A 1,225-nucleotide genomic window follows, 5' to 3' on the forward strand; every position below is an offset into this window, starting at 1 on the left:
CACGTTGGTGAAGCTGGCGCCGGTGCCCGCCATGTGCACGCCCGAGGAGCCCATCTCGCGGATCGTGACGTCGTTGACCGGCACCGCGCGCTCCACGTGCAAGCCGATGTGGCCGTACTCGATGACCGCGTGGGCGACGCTGGACTCCTGGTCGCCGCGGATGCGGATTCGGTCCCAGGCGTTGCGCGCCCGGGCCTGGCCGAACTGGGTGAACACGACGGGCGCTGCGGCGGTGCCCTGAACCAGGATGCCGCCGAGCACGTCGATGCCGAAGTCACCGATGTTGTCCATGTTCTGGTCGACCCGAGCGAAGAGGATCTGGGTCCCGGGCGCGATGGTCAGCGTGTGCCCGGCCAGCACCGTGACGTCACCGGTGACGGTCACGACGCCCGTCCAGACCTCGCTCTCGATGTCGCCGGAGACCACACGCTCGTCGTCGAAGCGCAGGTCGCGGGTGGTCTCCGAGACCTGGCCCACGCCATCACGCACCTCCATGCGGATCGTGTACTCGCCCTCGCCCGGGTATGCGTGCTCTGCCGACTTCTCGGGCGACCACTCGGTGTCCCAGTTGCCGTCGTCATCGAAGTCGAAGCGGACGACCAGCTCGGCGGCCGCCGTGTAGTCGTCCGAAACCCCGGCCGCGTCCACCCGGACCGAGGGCGCGTCGTTGGCGCCCAAGAAGGGCACGGCGATGAAGGTGGCCACCGGCGGATCGTTGATCACGTTGAGGAAGGTGGGCTCGGAGTCGCCGGCCTCACCGGAGTCGTCGGTGGCCCGCGCGACCACCTGCAGCGTGGCCCCGCTCGCGGCGTCGGCGGCGACCTGCATGGCCATCTCGTAGGGCGCGTCGAGGTCTTCGGCGATCTGCTCGCCGTCGAGCAGGAGCACCACCCCCTCGATGTTGCGGCCGGGGCCGCCGCGGGCGTCCACCTCGAAGGTGATGACCTCGCCCTGGGTGGTGTCCCGCTCGCCCTGAGGCCGCAGGATGCGCACGCGCGGGGCGTCGGCGCTGAGGATGTTGATGTCGCAGCGCTCGGTGCTGACGCCCCCGGCGTCGTCGGTCACCCGGACCTCGACGGTGAAGATGCCACCACCCTCGTAGGTGTAGCTCAGGGTGTCGATGTCGTCGTTGTTGATGATGGTCCCGTCGCCGAAGTCGAAGCGGTAGCGCACGATCTCGCCGTCGGGGTCATGGGAGCCCGCGGCGCTGACGATGATGTCCTCG

The 1,225-nt window shown here is 69.6% G+C and carries 1 protein-coding gene; it reads right to left on the bottom strand.

Going from position 1 to position 1,225, the window contains the following annotated elements:
* A partial coding sequence (locus GY812_16290; protein MCP4437042.1) for a PKD domain-containing protein occupies positions 1-1,225 on the bottom strand: 1,225 nt, incomplete at both ends.

The sequence above is a fragment of the Actinomycetes bacterium genome, assembly GCA_024222295.1.
In the GTDB taxonomy this organism is placed as follows: Bacteria; Actinomycetota; Acidimicrobiia; order Acidimicrobiales; family Microtrichaceae; genus JAAEPF01.